The sequence below is a fragment of the Bradyrhizobium sp. USDA 372 genome, from assembly GCF_053629095.1.
The window spans coordinates 2,978,995-3,003,331 of record NZ_JBRJHR010000001.1 but is presented as its reverse complement, the minus strand read 5'-3'; the positions used below and the strand labels follow the sequence as shown (position 1 = coordinate 3,003,331).

Here is a 24,337-nt window from a genome sequence, read left to right as displayed (position 1 = left end):
AATTACCTAACATGCACTATAGCAGTGCTTTGTTTCAGCAGAACTTCATCAAACAACTCTAAGGCGCCGAACCGCAACAAAAAATCCAACCACAACGCGAAACGACTCACCAACGGCTGCAACGAATGTAGAACGCAATCGACCCGCACGGCAGAGACCATCTTGCCGAGTTGCCGGCAATGCGGCGCGGGCACATCGCCCTTTTCCTTCGCGCGGCAAAGCCGCCTGCCGGTGGCCTCAACTCGGAAAACATGCACGCGCGGTCAGCGTCACCGGGGACAGGTTGATGATCTGCGGAAACTCGAATGAATAGGTCGCGCTGACCTGGTTGCCGCACGCGGCCGTGGCAAAGGTGAATGTCCCCGGAGGGAGCGTGAGGCCGAAGGCCTGCTGGGCAGCGTAGGTCGTGATCGCGCTGCTGCTCGGGCAGAGCGTGGTGTTGACGGTCGCGCAACGCGCCGCCATTTCGCTGCCATGCTGGATTCCCAGCTGAGTCCAGAACAGCAATCCGCATTCGACGATCCCGAATATGAACAGGAAGAACACGGGAGCGGTCAGCGCAAATTCCAGTGCCGAGGCGCCGCGCGTGTCTCGCCATAGTGCGGTGAGCTTCACTGCAGCCTCGTGGTGGACTGCGCGGTGTAGGTGTATGTGGCCGCCACGATCTGATAATCGATGATCGTATAATACGTCGCCCGCGCCGAGACCGTCGTGTATGTTCCGGCCGGCGCACCGCCCGTGCAGACCGTTCCGCAGCTGGTGGCGCTGACTCCCGCACTCGTTGGACATCCGCAGAATTGGACCGGCGGAGGTGAAGCGGTGATGTTGGTCGCACTGGTGGCGCTTGCGACCGCGTTCGCGATGCCGTTCGTGTCGAAGCCGCGCGCGATCGCGTACTGGGCTCCCGCTTGCGCGGCATTTTCGAGCTGCATCTTGCGATAGAGGGCAAGCCCGATGTCCGTGACCGAGACGACCATCAGAGACAGCAGGGGAATCAGGATGGCGAATTCGGCTGCCGCGACGCCCCGTTGATCGCCGGCAGCATTGCGCACGTGCCGCGTCAGAGAACTAAGCCATCGACGGCCGAACATGGATGAGAAATTCTGGATTTGCATCGCTCCAAACCTCATTCGACGAGCTGCGCGGTTTGCGATCCGATCGTCGCGGTGCCGAGCGCGGTGCAATTGACCTGCAGGTTCGACGTGCCGCTGAACGTCAGCGTATCCGCGATGATCTTGGTGCAGGATGTGCTGGTGCCGTTGCCGCCGCTGAAGCTGAGATTGGCCTTCGGCAGGTAGATGGCGCCGCCGAAATTCTGCGTGCTGCCGCCCGTCAGATTGAAATTGGTCCCGGCCGGCATGTTGCGGTCGCCGTACATGACGATGCCCTTCGTGGGGCCGCTGGTCGGCCCGGTCAGGTCGACGGTCGCGTTGCTGCCGATCGAGGCGGTGCCCCAGTCGCTTCCGGAGCCGGTGAACACCAGCGTGACGCCGCTGCCGGTGATGGTGGCATTTTCCGGCGACGCTCAAGCTGGCCCCGTCCAGATAGTAGATGCCCGGATTGAGGTTCAGCACTGCGCCGGCATTGACCGTAATGCTGCCCATGTAGCAGCCGGGGTCGAGCGAGTTTGTTTTTCCGTTGGCGTTGACCGTGATCTTGGCATTGCTGCAGCTCGGCCGCGCCGGCGGAGAGACGTCGGCGTAGGGATCGGCGACAGGCGTGATGTGCGTCTTGACCCCGTTGGTCGCCGTGATGCTGCTTGCGCCGGAGACGTCGCCGACCACGCCGACCTGGTTTGCCGCGACCGAGGCGCTGCCGGCGACATTGAGCGAGGGGCTTGCGCTCGAATTGCTGTAGAGATTGCACTTGATCAGGTTGAGCTGGTTGCCGCCGCTGACGTTGACGGCGGGGCTTGCGCTCGCGTTGAGCGCAAGCACGCAGCCGGTCCCGGAATTGGGCAGCGCGACCGAGCGCGCGGTGATTGGCACGCGATCCGAGCCGAACAAGGCCGACAGCAATCGACGCTGCGGTTGGCTGACGATGACTTCGATGGCCTGCGAATTCGAGGCCTGACTGCCTGTTTTTGGCGGCTGGTTCACCGTGACCGTGACGTCGTTCGCCCCGTCGGTGTAACCATAATTTGCCGCAACCGCTTTGGCTTCGGACGAGGGGTCGCCGCCTGCACTGGCAGCCGTCGCAGCGCTGACCGCGCCGGAATCTGCAACGCTCTGCATGTTCTTGTGCTTGTAGTACCACCAGCCCACTTCCGTTCCGAGGCCGGCGGTGCCGACCAGGACCGGCATGAGCACCGCGGAAATGAGCACGTAGCTGCCCTGCTCGTCGCGGATGAACCGTTCGAGCACATGATGCTTTGAGCTCGAAGGTGCACCGAACGAACGGCTGAAAGTTCTCCGGAGGTCCATGCGTTCCTGCCCGTTGCCACTTTATCCCGAGGCAATGTGGTGCAGGGCGGCTTAAATGCGCCCCAATGGAAGCCGGACAATTTTAAGCATCGGCGAACATTCAGCCGGCATTCATGGCCGCAATTCTATCGATGTAGCCGCGTCCAGGAGAGCCAGATGAAATTGCGGTCTGCAATTCTTAACCCCAGCCTCATAGGTCTGCCGGTTTTGCCCGCCACGGAGCAGTGACAGTGCGATGCCGTGCGGTGGGCAAGGCGAAGTCTTGTAGGGTGGGCAAAGGCGCAAAGCGCCGTGCCCACCATCTCTTCGCAATCGCGACGCCCAAGGTGGGCACGCTTCGCTTTGCCCACCCTACGAGAGTTGCGAGAGCCGAGGGATCACGGCTGCTTCAGCGCGCCGGGAAAATGCCGCTGCAGCACCGCGGCGGGCGTGGAATAGGCTTCCTGCAGGTCCACGCTCCAGTACTTCAGCTCGTCGAGCGGGATTCGGGCGTCGGTGATCGCGCAGCGCACGAAGGTCCCCGGCGAGATCACGCGGAAATCGCCGTCGAGATATTGCACCTGCGCTTCGCCATGGCCCGAGGGGCCGAACTTGTTCAGCACGGTCGAAAGTCTCCGCGGAAGGCCTCTCCATGGAAACCCGTGGAAGGCACGATGTGTTGGACGGGATGTAGCATAGATGGGGTGGCTTGTCCGCCCGTTAAACCCACCGGTTCGTGATGATTTGCCGCCGTTTTCGCGTGATAGGGCTTCAGTCGAAGGGCCACTGGTTCCAGCATCTCCTGCGGCAGAGTCCGATGCGCCTGCGCCTCACCGCTGTGTTCCTGACGCTGATGATGTCGGCCGCGCACGCCGCCCCGGCGCCGCAGCCGGTCGAAATTCCGCTCGCCTCCGGGGTGCTCCATGCGCAGCTCTACAAGCCCGAGGGCGCGGGGCCGTTTCCCGCCGTGATCGCGCTGCACGGCTGCGGTGGGCTCGGTAGCCATTCCGATCCCGTGCTGCCGCGCTATCGCGATTGGGCCGAGCGCCTGCTCAAGGCTGGTCATGCCGTGCTGCTGCCCGACAGCTACGGCTCGCGCGAGCTCGGCCCGCAATGCCGCGTCAAGGAGATGCACGTCAAGGCGCGGCGTGAACGCGTCGCCGATATCGCGGCCTCGCGCGCCTGGCTGATGCAGCAGCCTTTCGTGGCGCAGGACCGCGTCAGCCTGATCGGCTGGGCCAATGGTGCGAGCGCGCTGCTCTGGGCCGTGCGTCCGCAGAGCGCGGGACGCGATCTCGGTCCGGACTTCCGTGCCGCGATCGCGTTCTATCCGGATTGCCGGATCTCGGCGGGCCTCGGCTGGAGCACGCGGGTGCCGACGCTGGTCTTGATCGGCGCCGATGACGAGGTGTCGTCGCCGCCGGCTTGCCGCCAGATGGTGGATGGCGCGCGCGGCCGCAGCGCGCTGGCGCGCATCGTGGTCTATCCCGGCGCCGATCACGATTTCGACCGCGCCACCACGCCACTGCACGCCGCCGCCGCGCCCGAGCAAACGGATGCCGAGGCCCGCGCCGCCTCGCAGAAGGACGTCGCGCAATGGCTGGCGCGGTGATGGCGGTGCCGTAGCGGGGCCGCGCCATCATTCGACCACGATGTCGATTCAACGCATCTCACATGCGCAACCGCATTACGCTCTTCGCGTCCGCCCTGATCGTCTTCACCGTCGCGATCCTGCTGTTCGAAGCCCACGCCGGCGCCCCGCAGCCGGAACATTGCGGTTTCTGGACGACGATCGACGCTGGATTGTCGTGTCGGTAGGGCGAACTGTCTCCACACCCTCCGTCATTGCGAGCGCAGCGAAGCAATCCAGAATCCCTCCGCGGAAAGACTCTGGATTGCTTCGCTGCGCTCGCAATGACGGGATGAGAGAGCTCGCCGCGACCGCGCCTCTCAGAACAAGCTGCCCTGATCCACCGGCTTGGCCACGCGCCTCAGTGCCGGCTTTGTCTCCTGCGCGGCCGGCTTCGGCTGCGCCGGTGCGGGCTTGGCCGCGGGCGCCGGCCGATCCGCATCCGCGGTCGCGCCGACGCGGCCGTCCGCGAACTCGATCTCGAGGCGCGCGCCGGGGCCGATCGCATCCGCCGCATGCACGGGGTGGCCGGCCTCGTCGCGCACCAGCGCAAAGCCGCGCGCGAGAACGCTGCGATAGGACAGCGCGGAGAGCAGCTTGCCGCTGTTCTCGACCCGCGCCTCGAGCCGGTGCAGCAGCGTGGCCAGCGCGCGCTCTGCCCGCTCGGTCAGACGATGCGTGCGCTCGCGCTGGCGGGCAATCGCGTTGCGCTGCGCCTGCGCATTCGCAAGCTTCGAGGCGCGCAGGCGCACCTCGAGCCCGGCAAAGCGGTCGCGCCGCTGCCGCAGCAGCGAACGCGCGGACAGGCCCAGCCGCTCGCCGCACACGGTGAGGCGATGATCGGCCTGCGATATCTGGCCGTGCAGCACGCGCAGCGTCAGCTTCGAGCTCGCCGCGGTGAACCTGCGGAAATGCGCATGCGTATTGGCCTTGAGGCAGCGGGGCAGGGATGCGCCCGCCGAATCCAGCCGCTGCCGCGGGATCGCGAGCAGATCGCCGGCCGCCGGCAGCGCGCGCGCGGCGGCGCGCAGCTCGCTGCGGCGGCTCTCCTGGGCGCGTTGCCAATAGGCGCGGGTGCGGCGCCCGAGATCGCCCACCTCGACGAACAAGTCGCTGCGCACGGGAACGGCCATCTCGGCCGCCGCCGTCGGCGTCGGCGCGCGCTTGTCGGCGACGAAGTCGATCAGCGTGATGTCGGTCTCGTGCCCCACCGCCGAGATCAGCGGGATCATGCTCTCAGCTGCGGCGCGCACCACGATCTCCTCGTTGAACGACCAGAGGTCCTCCAGCGAGCCGCCGCCGCGCGCGACGATCAAGACGTCGGGCCGCGGAATCCTGCCGCCCGCAGGGATCGCGTTGAAGCCGCGGATCGCGGCCGCGACCTGCTCGGCCGAGCCGTCGCCCTGCACCTTGACCGGCCACACCAGCACGCGGCGGGGAAAGCGGTCCTCCAGCCGATGCAGGATGTCGCGGATGACGGCGCCGGTCGGCGAGGTCACGACGCCGATCACCTCCGGCAGCCACGGCAGCAGCTGCTTGCGCGCCTCGTCGAACAGGCCCTCGGCAGCGAGCTTCTTCTTGCGCTCCTCCATCAGCGCCATCAGCGCGCCGACGCCGGCCGGCTCCAGCGCCTCGATCACGATCTGGTATTTCGACGAGCCCGGATAGGTCGTCAGCTTGCCGGTCGCGATGACCTCGAGCCCCTCCTGGGGCTTGAAGCGCATGCGGCTGTGCACGCCCTTCCAGATCACCGCCTCGATCTTGGCGCTCTCGTCCTTGAGCGCGAAATAGCAATGGCCGGAGGAATGGGCGCCGCGAAAGCCGGAGATCTCGCCGCGGACCCGGACATGGCCATAGGCGTCCTCGACCGTCCGCTTCAGGGACAGCGACAGTTCGGAGACGGTGAATTCGGGCGCGTTGAGCAGTTGTTCCGCAGGCGGCATCTCAAAAACGATTCGGCATTTTGGGGTCAGGCCCGACGTTAAGGATTTTCGCAGGCCAGCGCCAATCCCCAGGGTTGATCGGAAGAGTACTCTGTATTATAGAGTTCTCTATCGATTGATGAGTTTGAGGAGTGAGTCATGGCGATCCGGTTGCTGCGCGGCGTCTTGAACGGCCTGAAATGGGGTCTTTGCGCGGTCGGCGCCGTGGCGCTGCTTCTGACCACCATGATCGCAACACCCCTGCAGCGGCCGCCTGAGATGCGGTCGGTCTCCGACTCCACCAAGGGAATCGACTGGTCCACGCTGCCCCCGCTCGAGCGCTTTCAGGCCCGTGACGGCACCTGGATCGGCTATCGCCACTATTCGCCGAGCGGCTCCGCGACCGGCGGCGGGGCAGTCTTCATCCACGGCTCCTCCGGGTCCAGCGGCGCCGTCAACCACGCTTTGACGCATGCGATCGCCGCGCGCGGTGTGGAGACCTGGGCGCTCGACATCCGCGGCCATGGCGGCTCCGGCACGCGCGGCGACATCGGTTATGTCGGCCAGCTCGAGGACGATCTCGTCGATTTCGTCGCGCATGTCCGCAAGACCGCGCCCGACCTGCCGCTCACCCTGATAGGCCATTCCGCCGGCGCCGGTTTTTCGCTGCGCGTCGCCGCGACACCGATCATGCAGGACATGTTCGTGCGCACCGTGCTGCTCGCGCCCTATCTCGGCTATGACGCGCCGACCAACCGGCCCAGCAACGGTGGTTGGGTCAGTGCCGACATTCCACGTTTCCTGGGCCTTGCGGCACTGCGCAAGCTTGGCATCGACTGCTGCTCGCAGCTTCCGGTGCTCGCCTTCGCGGTGCCGGCGAGTTCGGCGAAGTACCTCACCTCCACCTATTCCGACCGCCTGATGCGCAACTTTGCCACGCACGGCTATCGCATCGATCTTCCGCGCGTGACTCACGCGATGACGATCTTCGGCGGCACTGAAGACGAGATGATGATCTCGGACAAATATGCGGAAGCCGTGCAGGCGGTGAAGCCGTCGGTGGACGTGAAGATCATCGCCGGCATCAACCACATGGGCATGGTCACGAGCCCGAAGGCGGTCAATGCGATTGCCGAGGACGTCGCCACGCGCGGGAGCGGGCAATCATGATGCGACCGGCCTGCCGCAAGGCAATCGCAGATGGAAGCGGCGTCCCAGCGGCCATCCTTCGAGACGCCCGCCTGCGGCGGGCCCTCAGGATGAGGACCGAGCTTGCGGCAGTCGCCTCAACGGGCATTGGTGCCACTGAGCCTCATCCAAAGGCAAAGCTGCCACTGAGCCTCATCCTGAGGAGACCGCCACCGGGTCCGCGCAAAGCGCGGCCCGATGACAGGCTCCGCGGTCGTCTCGAAAGCCTCATCCTGAGGAGACCGCGGAGCGGTCGTCTCGAAGGACGAGGCGCTTGCTCAGATCCCACCGCGAGTCATTTGCGATAACGGGCATAAAGAGGACGACATGATCGACAGCAGAGAGGCATCCGCCGCGCTGGCCGACATCGACGACATCGTCAAGCGCGTCAAGCAATCGCAGCTCTATGAGCTCGCGAGCCTCGCCGCGGTGTGGTGGGGCGTGCTGGTGTTCGCGGCCAATCTCGTGACCTGGCTTTGGCCGGTCTATGCGGTCTACGCCTGGGTTGCCGTGGACGTGCTCGGCGTCGGCGGTCTGGTGGTGCTCCGCTTGCTGAATCCTCCGCAACACACCAACAGCACCGCGGCCAGCATCAGGATGCTGCTGGTGCTCGTGCTGTTCTTCGCCTTCGGCTATCTCTGCACCAACGTGATCGGCCATTTCGGCCCGCGCCAGCTCGGCACGTTCTGGCCGCTCTATTTCATGCTGTTCTATACGCTGGCGGGCCTCTGGTTCGGCTCCGCCTTCGTGGCGATCGGCCTCGGCATTGCCGCGCTGACATTGATCGGCTTCTTCTATATCGGCGAAGCCTTCCCGCTCTGGATGGCCTTCGTCAACGGCGGCGGCCTGATCCTCGGCGGCCTCTGGATGCGGCGGATCTAGCGGGATGGCCGAGCTCGACGACATCATCCACCAGCCGCTGCGGCTGAAGATCATGGCGGCGCTGAACGCGCTGCCGGTGTCGGCCGGCCTGGAGTTCGCCCGCCTGAAAAAGCTAACCGGCGCCACCGACGGCAATCTCGGCGCCCATATCGAGACGCTGGCAAAGGCGGGCTATGTGTCGGTGGAGAAGGCGTTCGTGGGAAAGAAGCCGCAGACGACGGTGACGGCCACAGCTGCGGGGCGCGGGGCGTTTGCGCGGCACGTGGCGACGTTGCAGGAGATCATTGCGGGGAAGCAGGGGTAGGCATCAGCAAGACTGGCATGGTGGAGTAGTTACGCCGACCCACCGACATGGGCACTGAACGGTCCAGCGATTTCGCGTTAGCGCCAGGCTCGAGAGGACCGACGAGCTTAAAAAGTCCGCGCGATGGGCAATATTATCAGAGTTGCTCGCCAAAGCTGTCGTATCCTGATCGCCTGATTCCAAGCCCATCATTCCAGGAACGGCAATGACGCCTACCCCAGACGAGATCGTTCAGCCCTACGCCTCCCTTTATGAGGCGATTGAATGGAAAACGAGTCCTGACAATCCCATACTGCTGGCACACTATACCTCAGTCCAGGTTGTCGAACAGATACTTAAGAATGATGAGATCTGGTTTGCCAATCCGCTGTACATGAATGATCTCGAAGAACTGCGCCTTGGGCTCTTGATCGGCAATCAAGTGTTCCCCGAGTTTGCCGACAGAGTGGGTGGCACCGCAGAGCGAGGCACGTTACTCACGAATGCGTACAATCACTATTTCGCTCACCTAACAACAGAAGCAGCGCTAGACACTTACATATTTTGCCTTTCAGAGCATCCGGTCGGAAACACTGATGGCCGCCTCTCTATGTGGCGCGAATATGGAAGCAAGGGCAATGGCGCCGCCCTGGTGATTAATACTCAACGCCTTCACTATCTGTCCCATAGCCCGGTTTTGCTGGCAAAAGTCTCCTACAAGAACGGCCCCGAACGCGAGCAAGCGATTCGCGCAGGGTTAGAGAACTGGGCAAGGATCACGCAATCCGCCGACCTCCCTGACGATCAGCTTTATCTCGCGGCGCTTGCAGCGTTTGGATTCGTAAAAACACTCGCACTAGTCACCAAACATGCGGGCTTTGACGAAGAAAGGGAATGGCGAGCAGTCTATGTTCCTGAGCGGGATCCATTCGGCTACCTCAAGCCTTGCCTTGACTACTTTGTTGGACCGCGTGGCGTTGAACCAAAACTGAAATACAAATTCGGAGCAACGTATGTTGGGGAGCAGGCAAGGGCAGCTCAGTCTCTAACCACAGGCGCACTAGCAGATATCATCGAGCTTGTTCTGCTCGGGCCCAGCGTTTCATCACCATTGGCAAAAGCCTCTTTCATCCGAATGCTAGAGCGCAATGGCAAGTCCGCATTCCGCGACCGGGTATTCTCATCAACGATCCCTTTGCGGCCCGCACTCTAGGTTCCCGGAATTGCGATGACAGTACTGGACCGTCTGAACTACCTAATAGCGGCGTGAGAAATGCTTAGCTCCGCTCGCCTCCTAAGCGAACTTGAACATTGCCATGGTAACGGGACCTGCAAATTTTAGAATGGTCCCCTCACCGTGCCCAACTAAGCTGATCGGCTCTCTGAAACCGGGGCGCATCAACGCGAAGCGCTGGTCCGTGATAACGACGCCCCCTTCGGCCGCCGCCCACACTCCTCGCACCTTGACCAGTCCGGGCTTCCAGACCTCCAGATCGAGCGCTGTGATCCTATCTGTTGCGTAGTTCGGTTCGACCACTCGCATTTGCTTGATCATCAACGGGTAAACATATCTATCGGTGCTTGGCATCTCTATGCGGACTCGCCCCGGTCGGCGTTCGAACGATACATCCTTGTCGCGACAGACTCGCACTCGATTGTCCGAGACCCGCAGCACTTCCTGGCCGGTCAAATCTCTGAGCCGCGCGCGGACAAGCATGATATCGCCATCTTCTAAGCGGAAGGCCAGGGTATTCAGGTTTGATAGCTCGAATGCGATTAGGGACTGATTGGTGGTGCTCAATACAATCGTGCCGGCTAGCAGACCAACTTCGGTGGCTGGCTCGACAAACAATACGTCGCTGACGACGCCCGTGAGCGGGAAAGCACCCTTCCAACGGAACAGCGTTTCATCTGGAATTTTTAGCTTACCGTGGTGTGCAGCATCGTGACATGACGGGCAAATGGCGATCATGTCCTCAGAGTTATGCGCCTTGTAAACCGCCCAATGCTTTATGTGGTGAAATTGCACCTTCGTATTTGGGCAGCCAGGGTTCGCGCACTTCCCACCAGCCTCGTCTATGAGGCGCCGTTTTATGGGACGAGGGATATGTCGCGTTTCTCCTGCCATCACCTCTCACTTATTACCCGTGTTGCGCAGATGGAATCATGGTTGGCACGAGCTTTCCACCTGAAAATTGCTTCGGCTGTTGTATATGACCGAAACCGACGTATACGCGATGCGCTCCGACGGCGATCAAGCTGAATGCTCGCGCAGGCTCTCAGACGACATCTCGTCGGCAGCTCAGCGGATGGAAAAGGTCGATGGCAGCCACGTAATTACTCAGGCTTGGTCAGACTTTTCCCAGCGCAGCTTCGTGCTCTCAAAGACGGTAGGTATTTCGATAAAGCCGAAACGCGCAAAGCGCTCAACCATCGAACTTTTGTTGTCTGGCCGGACGTCCGTGAGGATCGGCGCGCCGCTTTCTTTTAGCTTCGAGACAAGGGCTGTAGAGATGTGTTGACCTCGCGCTGTTTTGGAAACGCCGAGATAGGTTAGCAAGATCGTGTTGTCATGTTTTGAAGACAGCGCGTATCCGACGATCTGGTCGTTGGCATCGACTGCAATCCACGTCTCGCCGGTTTCGACCAAGCCTCTTATCATCGCCGAGGTTTCGGGATAAACCCGTGTTGGCACCTCAGCCGCTACCTCCGCAAAAACAAGTAGAATACCAACCTCATCGCCGGAAACGGCAACTCGATAGACTGCATTTCCAGCCATTGTGGCGCCAGGACCGAATTCGGTGAAGCCATCGAGTTTTCCCGCCGAAATCAAATCCAATATCCCACCGATTGCCGCGCTCACCCTCAACAATTAGGTTGGCGATCACGCCACCTCCTGTTCGAGAGTCTTGTCGATGGTAGACGATGGTCCCGCCTAGGCTTTTGATAGTTGCCTCGGCCGTCTCAAGACCGTCCGCTCGGATTTGAGGCGCGTGCAACATAGCTCGCATTGGTTTATCGCTCCCCGACCGCCACGTTGATGGTGGATGACTCGCCGAGATCCTCGTCGGATTACGGGACAGTGCACTAAACTACGTCAACCGAGCTTTGGCTTAAGATTGTTCACGGGCGACGGGCAGAACGCCGTCGCCTCATCAACCCGCTTGATTGCCTTTTTATCTTGTAGGCTGTCGGAAACTGACGGTTCTTTCCTTGCGCTGCCACAGGTCACTACAATTATCGTGTCCCACTTCAGGGGTGCAGTCCAGCACTCTCACCGTAATTCCCCGTTTAGCTTGCAAACTATCGGTGTCAGCGGATGGGCTTTCCTATCGTCCACTGGGGCGGCACTGTATTTGTATTCAGAGTGAAGGAGTCGGACTGCGATTGTGTGCGATCCCCCCATGGCAAGTGGGAATCGTATCTTGTAAGAAAGCTGATGGTGGCCTCTTCGAACTTGGTCGCGCCGGCGAAGGAGAACATTCTCTTCACTGGACATGTGTATGACGTTGACTCAAGTGGTCCAAGCGTCGTTTTGCCATCTGACGCTGTGATCGACAGTTGCTCGACCCCCGATCTCGCATCGGTTCTGATTTTTTCAAATCCACAAAGAATTTCTAAATGGCTAAGGGAAAAGAGCGCGCTCTTATTTGTAACTGTGAAAGGAACGTCAAACGCGTGGCCGGAGGAGGGGAAACCCGGAACGAAAACTGGCGCAACTGGCCAAGGCGGCCCTCCTCCAATCTGGTACACAGACGCAACAAAACCGACAGTTCCGACGATCAACGTCCCGACAAAGTATTTGGTCGCTCGAGTCCAACTCGGACGTTCCTTTCTTGAGCTTTCTGATCGGACCGGGGACTGCGCTCTTGCTGCTTGGGATGCAGCACGTTTTGCAGCCTTTTTGGCAAGATAAGCTTCGCTTCTCTTTTTCACCGAGCGCGCCTCCGGTCTCGAGTCAATGCCCCGTCACCAGTTGTCCTTTGCAAGCATCTTCGTGACGAATCATCAATCTGCTCGACGATCGAGTTGGTAGCGTGATCTGGTTCGCCGTAAGTTTGCAAGTGATGGCTCGTGCGCAAAATTTCGCCGAGGCCGAGCCACGTCTCGTGCGTAGCAGTCAACTGCTACGAGTCAGTCCAATCGGCGCTTTTTGACATTCGCTAGACACGAGGAAGATCGTCCGTTGATATTACTCGACAATTCCACTATTTACTTTTCCCGCAAGGTGAGAGGTAGAAAGTGCTTCGCCACATCCCAGACTAGGGAGTGTTGGCCCTACCCCCCTTGAGCCCCACCCCGATTCGTGCGACCTCCGCCCCCAGCAAAACCCCTCATCCTGAGCCTTCGATGCACATTCTCCTGCTCGGTTCCGGCGGCCGCGAACATGCCCTGGCGTGGAAGATCGCGGCCTCTCCCCTGGTGACCAAATTCTGGTGCGCGCCCGGCAATGCCGGCATCGCGAGGGAGGCGGAATGCGTGGCGCTCGATGTCGCCGACCATGGCGCCGTGATCGACTTCTGCAAAAAGAACGCGGTCGAGCTCGTGGTGGTCGGGCCGGAGACGCCGCTCGCGGCCGGCATCGTCGATGATCTCACCAAAGCCGGCATCAAGGCGTTCGGGCCGAGCAAGGCGGCGGCCCAGCTCGAAAGCTCCAAGGGCTTTACCAAGGCGCTATGCACCGAGTTCGGCATTCCGACCGGCGCCTACCAGCGTTTCACCAACGCCGACGACGCGCGCGCCTACGTGCAGAGCCAGGGCGCGCCGATCGTGGTCAAGGCCGACGGCCTTGCCGCCGGCAAGGGCGTCGTCGTCGCCAAGACCGTGCGCGAGGCCGAGGACGCCATCGCCATGATGTTCGAAGGCGCCTTCGGCGAGGCCGGCGCGGAAGTCGTGATCGAGGAGTTTCTGCCGGGCCGCGAGATCAGCTTCTTTGCGCTGTGCGACGGCGAGACGGCGATCCCGCTGGCCTCCGCCCAGGACCACAAGCGCGTGTTCGACCACGATGTCGGCCCGAACACCGGCGGCATGGGCGCCTATTCGCCGACGCCGCTGGTGACGCCTCAGGTCCACGACGCGATCATGGCCAGGATCATCCTGCCGACGGTCGCGGGCATGAAGCAGCGCGGCACGCCGTTCCGCGGCGTGCTCTATGCCGGCATCATGCTGACGACGCAGGGGCCAAAGCTGTTCGAGTTCAACGTGCGCTTCGGCGATCCCGAGTGCCAGGTGCTGATGCTGCGCATGATGAGCGACATCGTGCCGGCGCTGCTCGCCTCCTGCGACGGGCAGCTCAAGAACTTCGACCTGCGCTGGTATCCGGAATCCGCCATCACCGTGGTCATGGCCGCGAAGGGCTATCCCGGCGACTACCAGAAGGGCACGCGCATCGGCGGGCTGGAGGAGGCCGCAGAGGTCGACACCGTCGAGATCTTCCACGCCGGCACGGTTGAGAAGGACGGCGCGATCCTCGCCAATGGCGGCCGCGTGCTCAATGTCTGCGCGCTAGGTGCGACCGTGACGGAGGCGCAGCGCCGCGCCTATCAGGCCGTCGACCGCATCGACTGGCCGGACGGTTTCTGCCGCCGCGACATCGGCTGGCAGGCGGTGGAGGCGGAGAAGGCCAAAAATTAGCGCCTTGACGGCGCGCAAACGCGCCGACGCGTCGATCCGGAATCTCGACGTTCGCGTCACCGCGCCGCCACATCTACAATCCAGAATGTGCAATCGAATGTTGGGGTTAGTCGCCCCGACCATAATACCGGTACTGTGCATGGGGTTGTTTTCGAACTTTTGTTTGTCGAGCGCTCCCACGACCATAAGGATGCAACAAGATGTCCGATCTCGCCGACCTCTATCCGGACTTTGCCGCCGAATGGATCGACACCTCGTTCGGCCGCATCTTCGCCCGTGTCGGCGGCAAGGGCCCGCCGCTGCTGCTCCTGCACGGCTTCTCCGAGACCCACGTGATGTGGCACCAGGTGGCGCCTGAGCTGGCCGAGCACTTCACGCTGATCATCGCCGATCTGCCGGGCTACGGCTGGTCCGACATGCCCGCGAGCGATGCGCTGCACATCCCCTACTCTAAGCGCGCCATGGCCAAGGCCATGATCGAGGTCATGGAGCGGCTCGGCCACGTGCATTTCGCGCTCGCCGGCCACGACCGCGGCGGCCGCGTGTCGTACCGCCTCGCGCTCGACCATCCCGGCCGGCTGTCGAAGCTCGCCGTGCTCGATATCCTGCCGACCTATGATTACTGGGAGCGGATGAACCGCGCCTACGCCCTGAAGATCTATCACTGGGCCTTCCTGGCGCAGCCCTATCCGCTGCCGGAGACGCTGATCGCAGGCCAAGGCGAGTTCTTCCTGCGCTTCAAGATGGCGAGCCAGACCAAGTCGAAGACGCTGGACGCGATCGACGAGCGCGCGCTCGAGCACTACCTCGCCCCGTTCCGCGATCCCGCCCGCATTCACGCGATGTGCGAGGACTACCGCGCCGGCGCCTATTTCGACTACGACCTCGACAAGGCCGATTTCGAATCCGGAAAGAAGATCACCGTGCCGATGCTTATCCTGTGGGGCAACGCCGGCATCGCCCAGGCCGCCGCGACGCCGCTCGACGCGTGGAAGCAATGGGCCACCAACGTCGACGGCAAGCCGGTGGATTCGGGGCACTTCCTGACGGAGGAGAATCCTGATGTGACCGCGAAGGCGTTGCGCGAGTTCTTCCTGGCCTGAGCCACCGCGTCATTGCGAGCGCAGCGAAGCAATCCAGACTGTCTCCGCGGAAAGACTCTGGATTGCTTCGTCGCTTCGCTCCTCGCAATGACGGGGAAGGGCCTACCGCCGCTCCCGAAAGAACTCCTTGAGCAGCCGCGCCGCCTCGCTCTCGCCGACGCCGGAATAGACGTCCGGCGCGTGGTGGCAGGTCGGCGAGGCAAAGAACCGCACGCCCGACTCCACCGCGCCGCCCTTGGGGTCGGCCGCGCCGTAATAGAGCCGCCTCACCCTTGCAAACGAGATCGCGCCCGCACACATGGTGCAGGGCTCCAGCGTCACGTAGAGGTCGCAGTCGACCAGCCGCTCGCTGCCGATCTTCGCGGCGGCCATGCGCAGCGCGACGATCTCGGCATGGGCGGTCGGATCACGGTCGGTCAGCGTCCGGTTGGCGCCGGTGGCGATCACCTCGTGGTCGCGGACCACCACGCATCCGATCGGAACTTCGCCCGATTTTCCGGCATTTTCGGCCGCCAGAAGCGCCAAATCCATGAAAGAAGGGGCTTTCATGCCTCGTATCATCGCCAGAAACCTGCTACTAGCTCCGCCTTCAGCAAGAGTGGATACCGATTTTGCCTGAGCATGCGGCTCGGAACGAGCGCGCACACTGCTCGCGCCACCCCTTAAGTGAGATTAGTCATGCCTCGCGACAGCGACAAAGACAACGATTCCCGCGGCCGGCGAGGCCCGGCCAAAGGCGGCCGCAGCGGCAAGCCGCGCGGCCCTGAGAAGAAATTCGCCAAGCGCGGCTTCGAGGGCAAGGGCGCGCGCGACAGCCGCCCGCCCCGTGGCGACCGTGACAGCCGTCCATTCCGCCGCCGCGAGGAGGGCGATGCGCCGCGCCGCGATTTCAGTGACCGTCCCCGCTTCAAGCGCGACGACCGCGGCAGTGAGGGGCGCGGCGAGCGCAGCTTCAAGCCGCGCGGCGATCGCCCGTTCTCCGATCGCTCCTCGCGTGACGGCGAGAAGCGACCCTTCAAGCCGCGCGGTGATCGCCCGTCCTATGGCCGTGACGACCGTCCGCCGCGCAGGGATCGCGACGATGCCCGTCCCGCCGGCCGGTTCAGCGACAGGAAGTTCGGCGACAAGAAGCCCTACGCGCCGCGCGGCGACCGTCCAGAGCGCAAGTTCGACGGCGAACGGAAATTTTCTCGGGGTGGGCCGGATCGCGAACGCGACCGTGGGGATCGCGGGCCGCGCGAGGATCGTGGCGAACGCAGCTTCAAGCCGCGCGGAGACCGCCCGAATTTCGATCGCGGTGATCGCGCACCGCGCGGTGACCGCCCGCGCAAGAGCTTCGACAAGGATTTCGGCGGCCGCGATCGCGGCGAGGAGAAGCCCTGGCGTCAGCGCGACGATCGCCGCGAGGGCGGCCGTGGCGACGACCGTCCGCGTTTCTCCCGGCGCCGGGACGAGGGTGATGATCGTCCGCGTTTCTCGCGCCCGCGCGAGGAGCGTTCCGGTGACGACCGTCCGCGCTTCAACCGCTCGCGCGAGAAGCGCCCCGAAGGCCGCATGGACTGGCAGGAGCATCCGCGCAGCGAGGGCCGCTTCCGCGACCGGCCGCGCCGCGACAATGAGGACGACAGCAGAATTTTCGAGAAGCGTCCCGCCTTCGGCGGCCGCGGCGCCTACCGCGAGCGCGATCGTGATTTCGAGGGCCGGCCGCGCCGCGACGACGCGCCGAAGCCGAAGAAGGCCGGCGAGCGCATCGCCAAAGTGCTGGCCCGCGCCGGGCTTGCCTCGCGCCGCGATGCCGAGGAGATGGTCACGCAGGGCCGCGTGACCGTGAATGGCCGCGTGATCAACTCGCCCGCGCTCGACGTCACCAAGAACGACGTCGTCATGGTTGACGGCAAGCCGCTGCCGGAGCGCGAGCGCACGCGGCTGTTCCTCTACCACAAGCCGCGCGGGCTGATGACGACGCATGACGATCCCGAGGGCCGTCCGACCGTGTTCGACAATCTGCCCGAAGGCCTGCCGCGGCTGATCAGCATCGGCCGGCTCGACTTCAACACGGAGGGCTTGCTGCTGCTCACGAACGATGGCGGCCTCGCGCGCACGCTCGAGCTGCCGGACACCGGCTGGCTGCGCCGCTACCGCGTCCGCGCCCATGGCGACGTCACCCAGGCGCAGCTCGACGAGCTCAAGAACGGCATCGAGGTCGAGGGCGTCAAGTATGGTCCGATCGAGGCCACGCTGGAGCGCGACCAGGGCGCCAATGTCTGGCTGGTGTTCGCGATCCGCGAGGGCAAGAACCGCGAGGTGCGCAATGTCTGCGCCCATCTCGGGCTCGAAGTGAATCGGCTGATCCGCGTCTCCTACGGCCCGTTCCAGCTCGGCGAGATTCCGGAAGGCCAGGTCGAGGAGATCCGCGCGCGCGTGCTGCGCGAGCAGCTCGGCGACAAGGTGATCGAGAAGTCGGGTGCGCAGTTCGACGCGCCCTCGAAGTCATCCTCGCGCGCCGACGACGCACCGAGCGAGAAGAAGCCTGCCAGCAAGCGCGCCGTCATCAACGACCGCAAGGGCCGCCGCGTGCTGGTGCAGCGCACCGGCAGCGAGGAGGCCCGCGAGCGCAACGAGATGGAGGCGAACGGCTACGGCCCGCCGCGGCGTCCCAAGCGCGGCTATCACGGCAAGCGCGACCTGACGCCGCGGGAGGACTAGCTTGCGCGTCGTCGGCGGCAGGTTGAAGGGGCGCAATCTCGCCTCACCGTCCTCGCGCGACATCCGCCCGACGGCGGACCGCCTGCGCGAGTCCGTGTTCAACATCCTCGTGCACGCCTATGACGATCCGATCCAGGATGCACGCGTGCTCGATCTCTTCGCCGGCACCGGCGCGCTCGGCATCGAAGCCGCGTCACGCGGCGCCAAGTTCACGCTGTTCGTCGACAATGGCGCGGAAGCGCGTGCGCTGCTCCGCAACAATGTCGAGGCCCTCGGCCTCGGCGGCGTCACCAAGGTGTACCGCCGCGATGCGACCGATCTCGGCCCCGCGCATCCCGTCGAGCCGTTTTCGCTGGCGTTCCTCGATCCGCCCTATGGCAAGGGATTTGCCGAGAAGGCGCTCGCATCCTTGCGCGACGGCGGGTGGCTGACGCCGGGCGCGCTGCTGGTGGTGGAAGAGGCCAAGGCCGCGCAGTTCGCGACGCCGGAAGGTTTTGAGGAGCTGGAGCGGCGGGCTTATGACGACACGGAGTTCGTGTTTTTGCGTAGGGCGGATTAGCGAAGCGTAATCCGCCACTGTCTCTCACCGCGGACGCAGAAGAGGTGGATTACGCCTTCGGCTAATCCACCCTGCGGCACCGTCACCTCCGCCCGAACAATTTCTCCACGTCGCTCAGCTTCAGCTCGACATAGGTCGGCCGGCCGTGATTGCACTGGCCGGAGTTCGGGGTGTCCTCCATCTCGCGGAGCAGGGCGTTCATCTCCTCGGGCCGCAGCCTGCGTCCGGCGCGCACGGAGCCGTGGCAGGCCATGGTGGCGGCGACGTGCATCAGGCGGCGCTCCAGGGGAAGCGCCTCGTCCCATTCGGCCATGTGCTCGGAAAGATCGCGCAAGAGGCCGCCCGCATTGGTCTTGCCGAGCAGCGACGGTGTTTCGCGCACGGCGACCGCGCCGGGGCCGAAGGACTCGATGGCGAGGCCGAATGACGCAAGCTCCTCGCTGCGCTCCAGCAGGCGCTCAACGGTGGCCTCGTCCATCTCGACGATCTCGGGGATCAGCAGGATCTGCCGCTGCACGCCGTTGGCGGCGAGCGAGGCCTTCAGCCGCTCATAGACGATGCGCTCATGCGCGGCGTGCTGATCGACGATGATCAGGCCGTCGCGCGTCTGCGAGACGATATAGGTCTCATGGATCTGGGTGCGTGCCGCGCCGAGTGGGCGATCGACGAGGTCGCTGACGGGCTGGGTCTCGATCCGCACGTCCGCGCTGGGCGCGCCGACATCGAAGGCGGCCTGCGCGCGCTCCGCGAAAGCCGGTGCGGCAGCGCCATCGAACGACGGCATTGGCGCCACGGGAGCGGATGGCGAGGTCCGCCAATCCCAGCTGGCCGGACGCTGTGGCGTGAACGCGGGCCGGAACGAGGACAGCGCACTTTCGCCGCTGTTGGCGGCGGTGCGTCGGCCCTCGCGCGCCAGCGCCTCCTTCAAACCGTGCACGATCAACGTGCGGATGAGGCCGGCATTGCGGAAGCGCACCTCGGTCTTGGCCGGATGCACGTTGGCATCGACCTCGCGCGGATCGAGCGTGACGAACAGCGCCAGCACCGGATGGCGGTCGCGCGGCAGATAGTCGGAATAGGCCGCGCGCACGGCGCCGAGAATGAGCTTGTCGCGCACCGGCCGGCCATTGACGAAGAGATATTGCCCGAGCGCGTTGGCCTTGGTTAGCGCGGGAGCCGCAGCATAGCCGGCGACGACAACGCCCTCGCGCTCGGCATGGACCTCGATGGCGTGGCTGCGGAACTCGGCGCCGAGGATGTCGCCGAGCCGCGTCAGGCGACCGGCGGCACCGGGCAGGGCGGCAGCCCAGGTCACCGGCGCACGCTCCTCGCCGGCGAGCGTGAAGGCGATGTCGGGCCGTGCCATCGCGAGGCGCCGCACCACTTCGCGGATCGCTTCCGCCTCGGTGCGGTCGGTCTTCAGAAACTTGAGCCGCGCCGGCGTCGCGTAGAAGAGGTCGCCAACCTCGACGCGCGTGCCATGCGCCAGCGCCGCCGGCATGATCTCGGACTTTTCGCCGCCCTCGACCGACAGCGCCCAGGCGTGCGGCTCGCTGGCATGCCGCGTGGTGATGGAGAGGCGCGCCACCGAGCCGATCGAGGGCAGGGCCTCGCCGCGAAACCCGAGGGTGCGGATCTGAAGCAGGTCCTCGTCGTCGAGCTTGGAGGTGGCGTGACGCTCGACCGCGAGCCCAAGATCTTTCGCGGTCATGCCGCTGCCGTCGTCGGTGATGCCGATCCGCCGCCGCCCGCCGCCGTCGGTGAAGACGTCGATCCGGCTCGCGCCGGCATCGATGGCGTTCTCGACCAGCTCCTTGACCACGCTCGCCGGACGTTCCACCACCTCGCCGGCGGCGATGCGGTTGACGACCTGTTCTGGCAGTTGGCGGACGGGCATGAGGCTCACTCGGCGAATATTCTCAAGTCTAATGCCGCGCAGCAACAAATGCATGGGGGAGGTCGAGCTTCCCACACCCGAAATGGGGACATTTTCGGCGCGCCTCGCCCGTCGGGACGACGTGGCATGTTCCGCGTCGCCGCATATGAGGAGCACAATTCCGCGAAAGCGCCGCGAAAATCCTAAACGATCACCACACGGCGCAGCTTGCATCACACCGCGCCGTTCGAACTCTCTTTCGCGATGAACCGGTCCGGTGCAGGCGAACGGTGCAGAACGCAGCCGAACGGTTCATCGCGACATTCCAGGAGACATGGATGAAGTTGGTGAAGACCTCTGCGATCGCTTACGCTCTCGCGGCCCTCGTTGCAACGCCCGTTCTCGCCCAAGGCACCTCGTCTGGGGCGAGGCCCGGCGGCACCGTACAAAGCAAGCCCATGCAAGGCGGTGCGTCAGGCAGCGAGGATGAGGATCTCGGTGCCCAGCAGGGCGCTGCCGGCGAGAAGGTCGGCATGAAGTCGAGCAAGGGCACGAAGGGGTCCGTCGGAACCACCGGCAGCGCGACGCGCAAGGGCACGGCCGACGATTCGGCGGCGGGTGGTGCTGCCACCGGCAAGCGCTACTGACGCCAGCGTGCGAATTGGCAAACCTCCGGTCGCTTCGCGGCCGGAGGTTTTTCATTGCCTAGTCGTCGAAACCGCGCCCGCGCTTCGCCTTGATATCGCTGCGGCGTTTCTTGCCCTCGAGCCGGCGCTGCTTGGAGGCGAAGGTCGGCCGCGTCGCGCGGCGAGGCGTCGGTCGCACCATGGCCTCCTTGAGGATCTCGACGAGACGGTCGATAGCATCCTGACGGTTGCGCTCCTGGGTGCGGAAGCGCTGGGCGTGGATCACGATCACGCCGTCCTTGGTCATGCGCTGGCCGGCAATGCGGGCGAGGCGCAGCGCCGCGTCCTCGGGCAAGGTCAGCTTGCGGGTGTCGAAGCGCAGCTGCGCGGAGGTCGCGACCTTGTTGACGTTCTGCCCGCCCGGGCCGGAGGCGCGGACAAAGCCGATCTCGATGTCGTCCTCGTCGATGACGAGATCGCGGGATATCCGCAGCATGCTGGCACCATTCGTGATGTCAGGACATACCGCGGACATCTGCCTTCAGCAATGGCGCTGCCGCGACACGCAAATGGCCGGGGCGAGCCCGGCCATTCAGAAAAACGTCCAGAAAAGAGATCAGTTCGACTTCGGTGTCGCAGCCGCCGGTTGCGCGGCGGCCTGGGGGGCCCGGCCGACCACGACAGTCAGCAGCCCCTGGCCCCAGAGCCGCTTGGCGGCCGCCTTGGCATCGTCCAGCGTCACGGCGTCGACGATGGCGTTGCGCTTCTCGATATAGTCGATCGGCAGCTTGTCCTGCTGATATTGCAGCAGCGCCTGCGCCAGCTTGGACGAGGTGTCGAGCGCCAGCATCTGCGAGCCCTTGAGGTAGGACTTGGCCTCATCGAGCTCCTTCTGCGTCGGGCCCTCCTGGGCGATGCGGCGCACCTCCTGTTCGATGGCCTCGATGGTGTCGCCGGCGCGATCGGCGCGGGTGCCGGTATTGCCGATGAAAACCGCCGAGTGCTGCATCCAGAGCAGCGACTCGTACACCGAATAGGCCAGCCCGCGCTTCTCGCGCACCTCGCGATAGAGCCGGGAGGACAGGCCGCCGCCGCCGAGGATGTGGTTGACGACATAGGCCGCCATGAAGCTGGGGTCGCTGCGCTTCACGCCCGGGCCGCCGAAGGTGATCACGGTCTGCGGCACGTCGAGCGTCACGAAGGCGCGTTGCGGCGGCTTCGCGGCCTCGACGTCGGGGACCGGCGTCAGATTGGCCTTGGCCGGCAGGCTGCCGAAGGTGTGGTCGAGCAGCTTTCCGAGCGTGGCCGGATCGACGTCGCCGACGACCGCTACTTTGAGTCCATCCTTGGCGAGGACACGGCCGACATAATCCCTCATGTCCGCGACCGTGATGGTCGGCACGCTGTCGAGATTGCCGTTGCTCTGCCGGCTATAGGGGTGATCGCCGAACGCGACCTCCAGGAATTTGCGGCTCGCCAGCGAGGTCGGATTGGTGGTCTCGCGGCGCAGGCCCGAGATCACCTGCGAGCGGATGCGTTCGACGTCGGCCGTGTCGAAATGCGGCGAGGTCAGCGCCATCCTGAGCAGGTCGAAGGCCTCGTCCTTGTTGTCGCGCAGCATGCGCAGGCTGCCGCGGAAGGTGTCGCGGGAGGCGCTGAAGGAGAGTTCGATGGCGCGGCGGTCGAGCCGTTCATGGAACGTCTTGGAATCGAGATCGCCGGAACCTTCGTCGAGGAGATCACCGACCAGGTTGGCGACACCGGGCTTGTCCTTGGGATCCTGCGCCGAGCCGCCGGCGAAGGAATATTCCATCGCGATCAGCGGCACGGTTGCGTCCTGCACGAACCAGGCTTCGATGCCGCCCGGCGAGATCAGGTGCTGGATCTTCGCGGCGGCCTGCGACGGCGAGGCCGCAGAGAATGCGAGGACCGCGCCGGCAGTAACGGAGAATGCAACGCGTCGAAGGAAGGAATAGGTCACGAGCGCTTCTCCTCGCGCTTGGCGGTTGCAGTGTCCTTGATCAGGTAGCCCGTCACCGAGCGCTTCTTCTCGAGCCATTTCTGCGCAACGGCGCGGACCTGCTCGGCGGTGACGGCGCGGATGCGATCGGGCCAGCTCCGGATGTCCTCGATCGACAGGCCCGTGGTCAGCGCGCCGCCGTACCAGCGCGCCAGCACCGCCTGGTTGTCCTGGGCGTAGATCGCTTCGGCGATGAGCTGGGTCTTGACGCGCTCCAGATCCTCCGCACGGATCGGGTTCTGCGCCACGTTGGCAATGACGCCGTCGACCGCCTGTTCAACTTCGGCGAAGGTGACGCCGGGTTTCGGCGCAGCCGAGATCGCGAATTGGGTCGGGTCGAGCGAGATGCTCGAATAGCTGGCGTTGGCGGAGACCGCGAGCGGCTTGTCGACGACGAGGGCGCGGTAGAGATAGGAATTGCTGCCGCTGCCCATCAGCTGCGCCAGCACGTCGAGGGCCGCGCTCTCGCCGGCCGCGGCCGTGGTCGCCGAGGGCACCAGATAATAGCGCCGCATGTTCGGCTGCTCGACGCGCGGGTCGGCCAGCGTGACGGTGCGCGGGGCGGCGGGCTCCGGCTCCTGCGGACGCACCCGCCGCGCCGGGATCGCGGGCTGGGCGGGAATCGAGCCGAAATTGCGCTCGACCAGCGGTCGGATTTCGGCGGCATCGACGTCGCCGGCGATCACCAGGATCGCGTTGTTCGGCGCATAGAAGCGACGATAGAAGGCGAGCGCATCTTCGCGATCGAGCTTCTCGATCTCCTGATGCCAGCCGATCACCGGACGCCCGTAGGGATGGTTGAGATAGAGCGCGGCCATGATCTGCTCGTTCAATCGCGCATCCGGATTGTTGGCGACGCGCATGTTGTACTCTTCGAGCACGACGTCGCGCTCGGGCAGCACGTTCTCGTCCTTGAGGATGAGGCCCGTCATGCGGTCGGCCTCGAACTCCATCATGGTCGGCAGCTGCTCTTTCGGCACGCGCTGATAGTAGTTGGTGTAGTCGACCGAGGTCGAAGCGTTCTCGTTGCCGCCGACGCGCAGCACGGTCTGGGAGAATTCACCGGCCGGATGCTTCGAGGTGCCCTTGAACATCAGGTGCTCGAGGAAGTGGGCGAGGCCGGACTTGCCGGGCGTCTCGTCGGCCGAGCCGACCTTGTACCAGATCATCTCGGTGACGACGGGGGTGCGGTGATCCGGGATCACCACGACCTGCATGCCGTTGGGAAGCGTGAAGCTGGCGGGTGGAGCCGATGTCACGGTGGTCTGGGCAAGGGCGGCGCCGGCCGAGAGGACACTCGTCGAAAGCAGCGCGGCAAGGAGGCAGGCAGCCGATCGGTAAGAGGACATCATGATCCCTGGTTGAGGTGCCGAGCCCGGATCTCCGGCTCGGAAGGCACGGCATGCTACACCGTGCGGCGGAGGCTTCGCGTCACGAAGCAGAGAACGCTAGTCAACTCGGGAGCAGCCAGCAGCTGAAGCTGCGTGCAGTGCCGGCAGCAATTGC

Annotated in this window: 22 protein-coding genes; 11 read left to right on the top strand and 11 right to left on the bottom strand. The window is 64.3% G+C overall.

The genetic code is table 11. From position 1 onward, the window contains the following. Positions 1-237: 237 nt before the first annotated feature. From AB7M16_RS14295 to AB7M16_RS14285, 3 genes are all read right to left on the bottom strand, one after another. A complete protein-coding gene (locus AB7M16_RS14295) occupies positions 238-615 on the bottom strand; it encodes a TadE/TadG family type IV pilus assembly protein (protein WP_453944266.1) in 378 nt (125 codons plus the stop codon). Further along, positions 612-2,363, bottom strand: coding sequence for a TadE/TadG family type IV pilus assembly protein (locus tag AB7M16_RS14290; RefSeq protein ID WP_453944265.1), 1,752 nt, complete (start codon positions 2,361-2,363; stop codon positions 612-614). Before AB7M16_RS14290 ends, AB7M16_RS14295 begins: the two co-directional genes overlap by 4 nt. Positions 2,364-2,800: 437 nt before the next feature. Continuing rightward, positions 2,801-3,025: a DUF2093 domain-containing protein gene (locus AB7M16_RS14285; RefSeq protein WP_260381011.1), complete on the bottom strand. Its 225-nt coding sequence runs from the start codon at positions 3,023-3,025 to the stop codon at positions 2,801-2,803. 194 nt (positions 3,026-3,219) lie between these two features. Between AB7M16_RS14285 and AB7M16_RS14280 the strand changes: the two genes are divergently transcribed. Both AB7M16_RS14280 and AB7M16_RS14275 read left to right on the top strand, forming a co-directional pair. Next, positions 3,220-4,014: a dienelactone hydrolase family protein gene (locus AB7M16_RS14280; RefSeq protein ID WP_453944264.1), complete on the top strand. Its 795-nt coding sequence runs from the start codon at positions 3,220-3,222 to the stop codon at positions 4,012-4,014. A gap of 62 nt (positions 4,015-4,076) precedes the next feature. Then, positions 4,077-4,220 carry a hypothetical protein gene (locus AB7M16_RS14275; protein WP_453944263.1) on the top strand — a complete coding sequence of 48 codons (144 nt, stop codon included), beginning with the start codon at positions 4,077-4,079 and terminating at the stop codon, positions 4,218-4,220. Positions 4,221-4,352: 132 nt separating this feature from the next. Here AB7M16_RS14275 and xseA read toward each other — a convergent pair whose 3' ends face one another. Further along, positions 4,353-5,975, bottom strand: a complete 1,623-nt coding sequence (gene xseA / locus AB7M16_RS14270; RefSeq protein WP_453944262.1) for an exodeoxyribonuclease VII large subunit — start codon at positions 5,973-5,975, stop codon at positions 4,353-4,355. 138 nt (positions 5,976-6,113) lie between these two features. On the opposite strand from xseA, the gene AB7M16_RS14265 reads away from it, so the two are divergent. The 4 genes from AB7M16_RS14265 to AB7M16_RS14250 all read left to right on the top strand — a co-directional run bounded on the left by AB7M16_RS14265 (position 6,114) and on the right by AB7M16_RS14250 (position 9,520). Further along, a complete protein-coding gene (locus AB7M16_RS14265; RefSeq protein ID WP_453944261.1) occupies positions 6,114-7,124 on the top strand; it encodes an alpha/beta hydrolase in 1,011 nt (336 codons plus the stop codon). A gap of 345 nt (positions 7,125-7,469) precedes the next feature. Continuing rightward, positions 7,470-8,024: a hypothetical protein gene (locus AB7M16_RS14260; RefSeq protein WP_453944260.1), complete on the top strand. Its 555-nt coding sequence runs from the start codon at positions 7,470-7,472 to the stop codon at positions 8,022-8,024. Positions 8,025-8,028: 4 nt separating this feature from the next. Further along, complete coding sequence (locus AB7M16_RS14255) at positions 8,029-8,328, top strand: winged helix-turn-helix domain-containing protein (RefSeq protein ID WP_097657513.1); 300 nt, start codon at positions 8,029-8,031, stop codon at positions 8,326-8,328. Between the two features lie 205 nt (positions 8,329-8,533). After that, the gene (locus tag AB7M16_RS14250) at positions 8,534-9,520 is read left to right on the top strand and encodes a DUF2971 domain-containing protein (RefSeq protein WP_453944259.1); all 987 of its coding nucleotides are present in this window, start codon (positions 8,534-8,536) and stop codon (positions 9,518-9,520) included. Positions 9,521-9,601: 81 nt separating this feature from the next. Here AB7M16_RS14250 and AB7M16_RS14245 read toward each other — a convergent pair whose 3' ends face one another. Continuing rightward, positions 9,602-10,435, bottom strand: coding sequence for an HNH endonuclease signature motif containing protein (locus tag AB7M16_RS14245; RefSeq protein ID WP_453944258.1), 834 nt, complete (start codon positions 10,433-10,435; stop codon positions 9,602-9,604). A gap of 213 nt (positions 10,436-10,648) precedes the next feature. After that, a complete protein-coding gene (locus AB7M16_RS14240) occupies positions 10,649-11,170 on the bottom strand; it encodes a GNAT family N-acetyltransferase (protein WP_453944257.1) in 522 nt (173 codons plus the stop codon). 1,487 nt (positions 11,171-12,657) lie between these two features. On the opposite strand from AB7M16_RS14240, the gene purD reads away from it, so the two are divergent. Then, positions 12,658-13,941 carry a phosphoribosylamine--glycine ligase gene (purD, locus tag AB7M16_RS14235; protein WP_453944256.1) on the top strand — a complete coding sequence of 428 codons (1,284 nt, stop codon included), beginning with the start codon at positions 12,658-12,660 and terminating at the stop codon, positions 13,939-13,941. Between the two features lie 200 nt (positions 13,942-14,141). Then, the gene (locus AB7M16_RS14230) at positions 14,142-15,044 is read left to right on the top strand and encodes an alpha/beta fold hydrolase (protein ID WP_453944255.1); all 903 of its coding nucleotides are present in this window, start codon (positions 14,142-14,144) and stop codon (positions 15,042-15,044) included. A gap of 102 nt (positions 15,045-15,146) precedes the next feature. Here the strand turns inward: AB7M16_RS14230 and AB7M16_RS14225 are convergent, their stop codons facing one another. Continuing rightward, complete coding sequence (locus AB7M16_RS14225; RefSeq protein ID WP_453944254.1) at positions 15,147-15,605, bottom strand: nucleoside deaminase; 459 nt, start codon at positions 15,603-15,605, stop codon at positions 15,147-15,149. Between the two features lie 117 nt (positions 15,606-15,722). Between AB7M16_RS14225 and AB7M16_RS14220 the strand changes: the two genes are divergently transcribed. Together AB7M16_RS14220 and rsmD are read left to right on the top strand one after the other, a co-directional pair. Next, positions 15,723-17,750 carry a pseudouridine synthase gene (locus AB7M16_RS14220; protein ID WP_453944253.1) on the top strand — a complete coding sequence of 676 codons (2,028 nt, stop codon included), beginning with the start codon at positions 15,723-15,725 and terminating at the stop codon, positions 17,748-17,750. Position 17,751: 1 nt separating this feature from the next. Further along, positions 17,752-18,309 carry a 16S rRNA (guanine(966)-N(2))-methyltransferase RsmD gene (rsmD, locus tag AB7M16_RS14215; RefSeq protein WP_212259348.1) on the top strand — a complete coding sequence of 186 codons (558 nt, stop codon included), beginning with the start codon at positions 17,752-17,754 and terminating at the stop codon, positions 18,307-18,309. A gap of 82 nt (positions 18,310-18,391) precedes the next feature. On the opposite strand, the gene mutL is transcribed toward rsmD, so the two are convergent. Next, the gene (gene mutL, locus AB7M16_RS14210; protein WP_453944252.1) at positions 18,392-20,206 is read right to left on the bottom strand and encodes a DNA mismatch repair endonuclease MutL; all 1,815 of its coding nucleotides are present in this window, start codon (positions 20,204-20,206) and stop codon (positions 18,392-18,394) included. 317 nt (positions 20,207-20,523) lie between these two features. Between mutL and AB7M16_RS14205 the strand changes: the two genes are divergently transcribed. Then, positions 20,524-20,832 (top strand): hypothetical protein, encoded by a 309-nt coding sequence (locus AB7M16_RS14205; protein ID WP_453944251.1) that lies wholly within the window; start codon positions 20,524-20,526, stop codon positions 20,830-20,832. A gap of 58 nt (positions 20,833-20,890) precedes the next feature. On the opposite strand, the gene arfB is transcribed toward AB7M16_RS14205, so the two are convergent. The 3 genes from arfB to AB7M16_RS14190 all read right to left on the bottom strand — a co-directional run bounded on the left by arfB (position 20,891) and on the right by AB7M16_RS14190 (position 24,183). Beyond that, on the bottom strand, positions 20,891-21,307 hold the full coding sequence (arfB, locus tag AB7M16_RS14200; protein ID WP_172788784.1) for an alternative ribosome rescue aminoacyl-tRNA hydrolase ArfB: 417 nt from the start codon (positions 21,305-21,307) through the stop codon (positions 20,891-20,893). Between the two features lie 120 nt (positions 21,308-21,427). Continuing rightward, positions 21,428-22,792 carry a M16 family metallopeptidase gene (locus AB7M16_RS14195; RefSeq protein ID WP_271509135.1) on the bottom strand — a complete coding sequence of 455 codons (1,365 nt, stop codon included), beginning with the start codon at positions 22,790-22,792 and terminating at the stop codon, positions 21,428-21,430. Continuing rightward, entirely contained in the window at positions 22,789-24,183 is a 1,395-nt protein-coding gene (locus AB7M16_RS14190; RefSeq protein ID WP_453944250.1) for a M16 family metallopeptidase, read from the bottom strand. The genes AB7M16_RS14195 and AB7M16_RS14190 overlap by 4 nt, the downstream gene beginning before the upstream one ends. Positions 24,184-24,337: the final 154 nt, after the last annotated feature.